12 protein-coding genes are annotated in these 10055 nt (G+C 28.7%); 6 read left to right on the forward strand and 6 right to left on the reverse strand.

Annotated elements, in window-relative coordinates:
• From KPL38_RS04010 to KPL38_RS04025, 4 genes are all read right to left on the reverse strand, one after another.
• A complete protein-coding gene (locus tag KPL38_RS04010; RefSeq protein WP_216287376.1) occupies positions 1-750 on the reverse strand; it encodes a thiamine pyrophosphate-dependent enzyme in 750 nt (249 codons plus the stop codon).
• Positions 750-1820, reverse strand: a complete 1071-nt coding sequence (locus KPL38_RS04015; protein WP_216287385.1) for a 3-methyl-2-oxobutanoate dehydrogenase subunit VorB — start codon at positions 1818-1820, stop codon at positions 750-752. Before KPL38_RS04015 ends, KPL38_RS04010 begins: the two co-directional genes overlap by 1 nt.
• 15 nt (positions 1821-1835) lie before the next feature.
• Positions 1836-2045: a 4Fe-4S binding protein gene (locus KPL38_RS04020; protein WP_216287387.1), complete on the reverse strand. Its 210-nt coding sequence runs from the start codon at positions 2043-2045 to the stop codon at positions 1836-1838.
• Between the two features lie 99 nt (positions 2046-2144).
• Positions 2145-2810: a nucleotide-binding protein gene (locus KPL38_RS04025; protein WP_216287389.1), complete on the reverse strand. Its 666-nt coding sequence runs from the start codon at positions 2808-2810 to the stop codon at positions 2145-2147.
• Between the two features lie 184 nt (positions 2811-2994).
• Between KPL38_RS04025 and KPL38_RS04030 the strand changes: the two genes are divergently transcribed.
• The 4 genes from KPL38_RS04030 (at position 2995) to KPL38_RS04045 (ending at position 6103) form a co-directional block, all read left to right on the forward strand.
• A complete protein-coding gene (locus KPL38_RS04030; RefSeq protein WP_246577802.1) occupies positions 2995-3186 on the forward strand; it encodes a hypothetical protein in 192 nt (63 codons plus the stop codon).
• Between the two features lie 161 nt (positions 3187-3347).
• Complete coding sequence (locus tag KPL38_RS04035) at positions 3348-4295, forward strand: AEC family transporter (protein WP_216287390.1); 948 nt, start codon at positions 3348-3350, stop codon at positions 4293-4295.
• A 331-nt stretch (positions 4296-4626) separates the two neighbouring features.
• Positions 4627-4974 (forward strand): hypothetical protein, encoded by a 348-nt coding sequence (locus tag KPL38_RS04040; RefSeq protein ID WP_216287392.1) that lies wholly within the window; start codon positions 4627-4629, stop codon positions 4972-4974.
• A gap of 310 nt (positions 4975-5284) precedes the next feature.
• Positions 5285-6103: a polysaccharide deacetylase family protein gene (locus KPL38_RS04045; protein WP_216287394.1), complete on the forward strand. Its 819-nt coding sequence runs from the start codon at positions 5285-5287 to the stop codon at positions 6101-6103.
• Positions 6104-6134: 31 nt separating this feature from the next.
• On the opposite strand, the gene KPL38_RS04050 is transcribed toward KPL38_RS04045, so the two are convergent.
• Complete coding sequence (locus tag KPL38_RS04050; protein WP_216287396.1) at positions 6135-7271, reverse strand: CapA family protein; 1137 nt, start codon at positions 7269-7271, stop codon at positions 6135-6137.
• 394 nt (positions 7272-7665) lie between these two features.
• Between KPL38_RS04050 and KPL38_RS04055 the strand changes: the two genes are divergently transcribed.
• Both KPL38_RS04055 and KPL38_RS04060 read left to right on the forward strand, forming a co-directional pair.
• Positions 7666-8235: a class I SAM-dependent methyltransferase gene (locus KPL38_RS04055; RefSeq protein WP_216287398.1), complete on the forward strand. Its 570-nt coding sequence runs from the start codon at positions 7666-7668 to the stop codon at positions 8233-8235.
• Positions 8236-8655: 420 nt separating this feature from the next.
• Positions 8656-9261: a DedA family protein gene (locus KPL38_RS04060; RefSeq protein WP_216287400.1), complete on the forward strand. Its 606-nt coding sequence runs from the start codon at positions 8656-8658 to the stop codon at positions 9259-9261.
• Positions 9262-9324: 63 nt separating this feature from the next.
• On the opposite strand, the gene KPL38_RS04065 is transcribed toward KPL38_RS04060, so the two are convergent.
• Entirely contained in the window at positions 9325-9597 is a 273-nt protein-coding gene (locus KPL38_RS04065; RefSeq protein ID WP_216287402.1) for a hypothetical protein, read from the reverse strand.
• Positions 9598-10055 lie beyond the last annotated feature (458 nt).

Raw genomic sequence — 10055 nt, forward strand, 5'->3', positions numbered from 1 at the left:
TTATTTAACCTCCTCAGTTGTATTTTTTTTAACACCAAGAGGATAGTATGGGATCATATTATCTCTAAGCCACTTCATCGATTCTTGAGGTGACAATCCCCAATTTGTTGGGCAAATTGATAATACTTCGATCATCGAGAAACCTAAACCAGCAATCTGGTTTTCAAATGCTTTTTTTATTGCTTTCTTAGCTTTTAACAAATTGGGAATTGTATCAACAGATACTCTTTCAACATAACATGCTCCAGTAAGTGTTGATATTAATTCTGATACTCTAATAGGGTAACCAGCTAATTTCACATCTCGTCCATATGGAGTGGTTTCAGTTACTTGACCTGGTAGAGTTGTTGGAGCCATTTGACCACCAGTCATTCCGTATATGCAGTTGTTAACAAATATTGAAGTTAAGTTCTCACCTCTTGTTGCTGCATGAACTATCTCTGCCATACCAATAGCTGCAAGATCACCATCACCTTGATAAGTAAAAACTACTTTATCAGGATTTGTTCTTTTAATACCAGTTGCTGTTGCTGGGGCTCTTCCATGTGCAGCCTCAAATACATCACATGCAAAATAGTTATACATAAGAACTGAGCATCCAACAGGTGCAACTGCTATTGTTTTATCCAAAATTCCTAATTCATCAATAACTTCTGCAACTAATTTATGGATTATGCCGTGTGTGCATCCGGGACAATAGTGAGTTGGTACATCGAGTAGGGCTTTTGGAGTTTCATATACTATAGCCATTATTTTGCGCCTCCTATGATTTCTTTTACTTTATTTAATATATCAGTAGGATGCGGAACTACTCCACCTGATCTTCCATAGAATGCTACAGGTTTCCTACCATTTACTGCAAGTCTTACATCTTCAACCATTTGTCCACAGCTCATTTCTACAGATAAATAACCATATTTAGTTTTATCTATTGTTTTTTCAAAGGCTTCAATTGGATATGGCCATAAAGTTATAGGTCTTATTAATCCAACCATTAATCCTTCTTTTGCTGCAGATTTAACTACGTTTTTGCATATTCTTGAAGTTGTCCCATATGCAACCAATATAAGATCACAGTTTTCCTCACAGTTGACCATTTCGTATCTAACCTCATTTTTTGTTATTTGTGCATACTTTGATTGAAGATGAATGTTATGTTGTTCTAATATATCAGGATCTAAAAATAATGAATTTATTATATTATGAGTTTTACGTCCATTAAGCCCATTAGCTGCCCAATCCTTTAATGGAAGCACTTTTTTCACCCTATCTTTAAATTCGACTGGTTCCATCATTTGACCAAGCATTCCATCACCCATAACCATAACAGGATTTCTATATATATCTGCTATGTCGAAAGCATCTTGAACTAAATCTACCATTTCCTGAATTGACGCTGGTGCAAGTACAGGCATATTATAGTCACCATGACCACCGCCACGTGTTGCTTGGAAGTAATCTGATTGAGCTGGTTGTATGCTTCCAAGCCCGGGACCTCCACGAACAATATTTACTATAACGCAAGGAAGTTCTGCTGCTGCTATATATGAAATGCCTTCAGACATTAGACTTATTCCAGGACTACTTGAGGAGGTCATACATCGTACTCCACTTCCTGCTGCGCCATATACCATGTTTATTGCTGCTACTTCACTTTCGGCTTGCAGAAAAACTCTACCTAGTTTAGGCATCATCCTTGACATAAATGCAGCAACTTCAGTCTGAGGGGTAATTGGGTAACCGAAAAAAGCTATACAATTCGCCCTAATGGCTGCTTCTCCAATTGCTTCATTACCCTTAATTAAAACTTTTTTACCCATGATAATTCCCCCTTCTTATTTTTCAACTGTAATTACACAATCAGGACACATTCTTGCACATGATGCACAACCTATACAATCTTTCATTTTATCCTCAGTTACTGTTGCGGGATGATGACCTTTAACATTTAACTTATTGGACATTGTAATAATGTTTTTTGGACATACACTAATGCATTGTTTACAACCTTTACATCTATCTTCTCTAAATGTTACTCTTGCCATTTAAATCACCCCTTAGATTTATTAAAACGATTACATGATATTCCTAACAATTAAAATATATACAAATATATTAAGCTTTTAATATTGAGTTATTGATTTTTATTCCATCCAGGGCGGCTTCATATATATGTCAATAGGATATATCTTAGCGTGTACTTTGTTTTTAATAATGCTAGCCAAGTCCTTTGTACAAATAATATATTTATATGGAATTTTAAGTTGAAGTGAAACCTCTGAAACTATTTTATCACCTTTTATAATGTCTTCAGCATTTGTTTCATACGATAAATTAGTGTTTGAGATAAGATACGTAACGTTAAGTCTGGATGCTCTTTCAATTGATTGTAGGCAAGTGATTGTTTCTATTTTATTTGAAGTAAATGGTCTGTTATTATTCACAACAAAATACATATCATAAGATTCTTGTTTTAAATATTCATTATATTGTCCAAGTACAAGTGAACCTTGATCATCTCCACCTATATCCATTACTACGTCATAACTTTTGTCATTAAACACGCCGTAAACATTCGATGGTATTACCATTAGTTCCGCATTCATGAGACTTGCACTTGAGGATATAAGTTTAATCCCTAGATTCTCTAGTTTATCCTTCATGTTTCTAGAGCAAAAATAAGGATTTACTATATCAATATCGACTAGAGCTACTTTTTTTCCTAGTTTTGCAAGAGTTATTGCATAGTTAAGAGCAACCTCTGTTTTTCCACTTCCAAAATGACCTGTAAAAATTCTAATTCGGCTCATATTTACACCTCTTATGAGTCTATATTACCACAAATGATGGTCTATAAACCACATTACAAAATTTATGATTATAAAATTGCGTTTACTCTATATTTATATATATTAAAATAGTTTTTTTAATATTTACTTAGCTGTATCATTATAGTATGATGAATATATAAATAATTTATTGGAGGTAAAAAACATGAAAATGAAAAAAAGTAAATCAATGACAATAGACATGAATGCATTACAATTAAATTGCAGAAAATTTACAACTTCAGAAATTGGAAGAGGGATAGGAATTAAACCTGCTAAAAAAGGAAGAAGAAGTTATAATAGAAGACAAAAACACCAAACTGATGAGGTTTACCATAAAACTACCTACTTAATGTAGACTATTTGCAAGTATAGTTAAAAATGTTGAGCTTGGTAAACCTTTGGAAATAATTTAATAATAAAAACAATAAAAAAGCGATACTTCAGTATGGCTTTTTTATATTAGTTTTTTTAAAATTAGCAATGAATATTTATTAACAGAAAGGTGAGAAGTAGAAAATGGAAAGTTTGATATATAGTTTAAATGCTACACTTCCAGTATTTTTTGTAATTGTAATAGGTTATATTCTAAAACAGATAGGAATGTTGAATGATAATTTTGTAGAAGTAGCAAATAAATTTAATTTTAAGGTAACTCTACCCATATTATTATTTACTGATATAGCATCAACTAATATAATTAAAAATTTTGATGGAAAATATATATTGTTTTGTGCAGTAGTTACAAGTATTTGTTTTTGGATAATTTGGTTATTTAGCAAAAAAATCATGAAAGATCCTTCAATGATAGGTGCTTTTGTCCAAGCATCCTTTCGTGGAAGTGCGGCAATACTAGGAATTGCTTTTATTAAAAATATTTATGGCGATTCTGGAATGGCACCATTAATGATTATAGGAGCAGTTCCTCTATATAATATATATTCCGTTATTGTACTCACATTTGAAGGAGATAACAATAAAAATGGAAAGGAAAACATAAAAAAAGCATTCATTAACATTATAAAAAATCCTATTATTATTGGAATTATATTAGGAATGTTATCATCTTTATTAAATATTAATCTTCCTAAAATAGTAGATAAAACAATACAGAATTTTGCTGTTATGGCTACACCTCTAGCATTAGTGACAATTGGTGCTGGATTTGAAGGGAAAAAAGCATTGGCAAAAATAAAGCCTACTTTAGTAGCTAGTTTTATTAAATTAATACTTCAAGGGGCCATATTTCTGCCACTAGCAGCATTTCTAGGATTTCGAGATCAAAAGCTTATAGCGTTGGTCATTATGCTAGGTTCTCCGACTACAGTAAGCTGTTATGTTATGGCAAAAAATATGAATAACGACGATGTTCTAACTTCTAGTATAATTGTAGTAACTACTTTATTATCAGCATTTACTTTAACAATTTTAATTTTTACATTAAAAAGTTTGGGACTTGTGATATAAATTTATAAAATAGAGGTTAATAAACAATAAAAAGAAATTTCTATAATCCATGAAGTAGATTAAAAAAGACAGATGAAAAATAATTAATAAAACATAAAATATATTAAATAAATAAAAGGTATTTTGGAATAAATGTAGAATATTAACAATATACTACTAATATATGGTAGCAGCGAGTAATGGGTTTCATAAGCCACAGATTAATAAATATTAAGATACTAAGGTGTTTTTTATGAATAACAAAATATAAAAAATTATAAATGGGGAATTGTATAATAAAATTAAAAAAATATTATAAGGATAACCTAAATAAAAAGAGAGAAGGAGAAACATGGAATTAAACACATTGGAAAGTGAGATGCTAATTGACATTTATGATGCAGATATGATGCCAGATATGCCGTTTGAAATTGAAAATTACAAATTAGAAGAGGACGAACCAAAAAAGAAGAAACAAGAATTTGCTTTTTATTTAAAAAAATTAAAAACACTAGGTCTTATAAAATATGAAGAAAGAGAAGTCTTTGTAAAAGACGGAATTCGTAGCAATAAATATAATAATAGTGTAACAGCAATTTATGGGAATAAGATCCATATAGATTCTAAGGGGATAAAATTAGTAGAAGGGTATAATTACAGCAATTCAGAAATTAAAGAGAAAATTATAATAAATCAATAGCAGAGAAAGTAAAAAAAGAGTCTAATATATTTTTTACTAGTATATTATTTGAATATTTTTTAAAATCACCTAAAAATGTAAATAATAGAATTGCAGTGATGCAGTTCTTTTTTTATAATATTATAATTATAGTTTTGCTGTATTTTTGAAATCAAAAGAATAAGAAATAAATGTATGAAAGAAGAAAAGTCTTGAATGCCGGAAGGTAATTTGAGACTTTTTTTAATTGTGGATTTCTATTCTTTAAATAGAATATAAAACATATACTTAAAGGTAAAATAAAACAATGAAATGATTGGTGATAATAATGATGAAAATAGAAAAGAGAAAGAAAAAAATAATCGAAAATAAAAAATGGATTATTTTAGCAATGGTGATTATGGTTATTCTTTCATGCTTAATATTCTATATTGATAGTAAAACAAAAGATATTCGTTCTAGTAATGTAAAAACGGAATTAAAAAAAAGTTTAGTTAAATCCCCCAAAACAAATATAAACTTATCATATACAGATGTTTATAAACATATTTACAGGGCTGATGGGAATAAAATAGCTTATCTCACTTTTGATGATGGACCTTCTCCTAACAATACTTCCTTAATTTTAAAGATTTTAGATGAATATAATGTAAAAGCAACCTTTTTTATAGTTGGTAGTAATGCAATAGCATATCCTGATTTGGTAAGAAAGGAATTTGCGGATAAGCAATCTATAGGAAATCATACATATTCGCATAATTATAAATATCTTTACTCTGATACTAGAAATTTTATAACAGATATTAATAAATGTAATATAGTTTTGAAATTAATACTTGGCAATAATTTTAAAACTAAGTTGGTAAGATTTCCAGGTGGATCATTTGGTAAAAAACTTGAATCTTTTAGAGAGACACTTAAAAGTGATGGATACAATTATGTTGATTGGAATGATATAACGGGTGATGCAGAAGGACAAAATATTTCAGTAGATAAATTATTAGATAATCTTAAAAAATACACTAAAGGGAAAGAGCATGTAGTTGTTCTGATGCATGATGCTTCTAACAAGGAAACGACTGTCCAAGCATTACCAAAAGTTATTGAATATCTAAAATCTCAAAAATATTCATTTGGAAAACTTAAATGAATCCAAAGATTAACATCTCAATATATAAATACTAATTAATATTAGTATTTATATAAAAAAACTTATCACTTAGTTTAAAGCCTGAACTGCCTGAGAGTTTATTTAATTTACTTAATAAATTTATCTTAGCATTACCAATAAAAGGAGTTGGGCAATAATCATTAGTATAATTTACTGAAGATATACTACAAGGAATAACTCGTACACCAATAGAAGTTAAATTATTATTTACAAACTTTAAATTACTCTGAAAAATAAAGGTTGTTTTATCATTTGGATTAGGATTTCCACCAAAGCAAAAATTTCCTAAACTATAGGCGATAATTTTATTCTTATATTGTTCTATTCCTTCAATTACATGAGGATGATGCCCCAGTATTATATCTGCACCATTATCTATAGCAAAGTGTGCAAGCTTTTTTTGCGCATCTACAGGGTAATACGCGCCTTCAGCTCCCCAGTGAAAATTTATAATTACAACTGAGTTAGTCTTTTTTAATTGGGCTATATCTCTTTTTAATTTATCAAGAAAACTTTTATCTAAAGACCAACCTCGATAACCTAAAAAGCCAATGGATTGTCCTTTTATCTTGGTAGTCCACTTTGAACCTTCACCAAAGTAATTAACTTTTTCTTTCTTTAGGGCATTTTTTGTATCAACAAATCCCTTTTGTTTATAATCATATATATGATTATTAGAAATATTTACACCTTCGATAGAACCAAGAGTTAAACTTTTAGCATAATCACTGTCGGCTTTGAAATTAAACTGTTTATCCGCTTTGTCATTAGAATTTGTAAAGGTTGTTTCTAAATTGGCAATTGTAACATCATCTTTACTTAAAATTCTACGTACATTTTTAAAATAATATCCAAACCCATTGCTTGATTGCTGTGCCATAGCTGGAAGACTACTAGCATAACTAAATTTACTATCAGTGCCTATAGTACAGTCACCTAGTGCAGATAGCAATACCTCTGTATTTATTTTTTTTACATTAGAAGTAGCAGGCGTTAGAACTTTAGCGGTATTATTAGCTTCATTAGGTTTCTTGAATGATGAAATAATTTTAACAGCAATTAATGACAAGCTTACACAAATAAATAGTAATAATAAATTTCTGATTATTATCTTTTTATTGAATTTTATATGATGTGATTTTTTCAAAATAATACCTCCGTTGTTATATAATATTTGTTATGTATTAAATATACATCATTATTTTTGCTTTTTCTAGTAAGTATGTTAATAATGTTTTAATCTTCAAAAGAGTCACGTTTCAAGTGCAGAAAGAATGTTATAATTTATTTATAAACTATTATGCAATCGTATGGTAGAGAGTAACAATTTTTATCTTAACGACATTTCAGAAGGAAAGTCTCCCACTTCTATAAATGGGAGGATAACAATTGAGAATTGTTATCTACCCCCAGAGACTTACTCAGAGGATAACTACCTTAGCAAAAATAAAACTTCAGTGGGAGTTTAAATCTCCTTCTGAAGTCGTTAATGTAGCTCCCTAGAGGAGATGATTTAACGATAACTTTGGAGGAATATAATTATGTTAAATGTAAATATAAAAAACATTGATTTGAAATTGAACACATCAGCGGAGGTCTTTTCTCCTCAAAACGTTGATAAAGGTACTTTATCAATGTTGTCAGTTGTTGAATTTAAGCATGACGATAAGGTATTAGACTTGGGTTGCGGTTATGGTATAGTTGGAATATTATCTGCAAAAATAGTAGGAGCAGCCAATGTAGTAATGACCGATATAGATGATAAAGCAGTAATATTAGCAAGAAAAAATATTGTTCTTAATGATGTTGAAGAGGTTAAATTATATCAAAGTGATGGATTTAAGAACATTAATGAAAAAGACTTTACTTTAATTATTTCAAATCCTCCATACCATGTAGATTTTTCTGTTCCAAAGGAATTTATTGAAAAAGGATTTAATAGATTAGTAATTGGTGGGAAAATGTATATGGTTACTAAAAGAAAAGACTGGTATAAGAATAAGTTGATTTCAATCTTTGGTGGGGTGAAAATAACCGAGATAGATGGGTATTATGTTTTCATGGTAGAAAAGAAAACTAATGCATATTCAAGTAAAAAAAAATCTAAATAATTCTTCTATGCAGCGGATTAAAAATTAAACATAATAAAATTACATAGTTTTTAAAAGCCTTGAAATACCATAAGGTAATTCAAGGCTTTTTTATATGCTATAAAAATTTATTAATAAAGCTATATAGCGTATATGTTTATGAATTTATAAAAAATTAATAAAAAAAATATTATATTGACACCTAATTGACATTAGTAACTGTCACAATATAAAATATAAAAACAGATAAATTATAGATAATAAAAAGAAACAATGGGTTATTTGTAATGTAATTGCAGAGTTTATATGTAATAAGTCAATTTTCGTTTTAGAAAAGAATTCCGAAAATTATTATGGTATAATGTGCTTATTGTCTGTAAAACCATTGGTATCGGAAAGTTTATAATAGCGGCAAGTTTTTTGAATTAAAGGGAGGAAAATATGGTAGAAAGTATAATTAATATGGTAATTATTGTTATGGATAAATTGGGATATTTTGGAGTTTTTATATTTATGATGTTTGAAAGCGCATGTATTCCAATACCTAGTGAGGCAATACTTCCTTTTGGGGGTTATTTAAGCTATACAGGAAGGCTGAGCATAATTCCAACAATACTTATAGGAACACTTGGAGGAACATTTGGTTCGATTTTAGCTTATTATTTAGGAAAATTAGGTGGAAGACTACTAGTTGAGAAATATTCATCTTTTTTGCATTTATCAAAATCAAGTTTGGATAAAAGTGATAAATATTTTAGTAAATATGGAGAAAAAATTGTTTTTTATTCAAGGCTATTACCTATCGTAAGGACTTTTATTTCACTACCAGCAGGAATAAGCAATATGGATTTTAAAAAGTTCACATTGTATACTTTTTTTGGCTCATTAATTTGGAGTACTTTACTTGGTTTTACTGGTTATTATATGGGAGAGAATTGGATTATAATACGACCATGGTTTCATTATGCAGACATTGCAGTGGTAATTGTAATAGTAGGTTTGATAGGATATAAATTAATGACAATAAAAAGAGTGAAAAAATCATAAATTAATATTATAGAAATAAGTTATTAAAGTCATCAGTTTATCTGATGACTTTAATATTTTTTACTATTGAATTTTCACTATTTCATTATAAAATCCTTTATTTTTACTGAAACATTGAGCATATTTGAACCCAATATTAATTAAATCTAGAACTCCACAACCTCTATAACATTGATAATTTATTTCTTCTTCTGTCATACCTGATTTACAAAGAATCTCTCGATTTTTTTCATTATCCATTGTATAAGCGAATGCCATTTCTTTAGAAGTAGTAGCACAACTTAAAATTTCAATACTGTTTATTAATTGTAATTTTTCATTATTTGTTAAATCCATTATTACACACTCCTGTCGAGTCTTATTATAGTTACCAACCATTTTTTACATATTTAATTTTCCATTGTTTATCCTATTTATAATTATTAAAAACGTAGCTTACAATTGTTTTCATCTATTATATATGTAATTATGTCCAACATTTTTAATATTATGACATTAATGGATATTATCAATGTAAATATCAATACTCTAAAAGTGATTGTATTAGTAAATATTTTTTAAGCCATACTTAAGGGTTAAACTATAATTTCCCTTAATTGAATATTAATTATCAATAAGGTATAATAAAACATATAGATAAGAGTGTACTCGGAAAACAATAATTAACAATTCCATATTTGAGGAACAAAAGTATTTATTTGGATGTAATACTATAAGTGAAATAATAGCAGGTATGACAAAAAGGCTTTTTATACACTATTTTAAAAAGCCGTAGGCTGGTTATTTAATTAAAA

The organism is Clostridium psychrophilum, from assembly GCF_018861705.1.
GTDB lineage: Bacteria > Bacillota > Clostridia > Clostridiales > Clostridiaceae > Clostridium_AD > Clostridium_AD psychrophilum.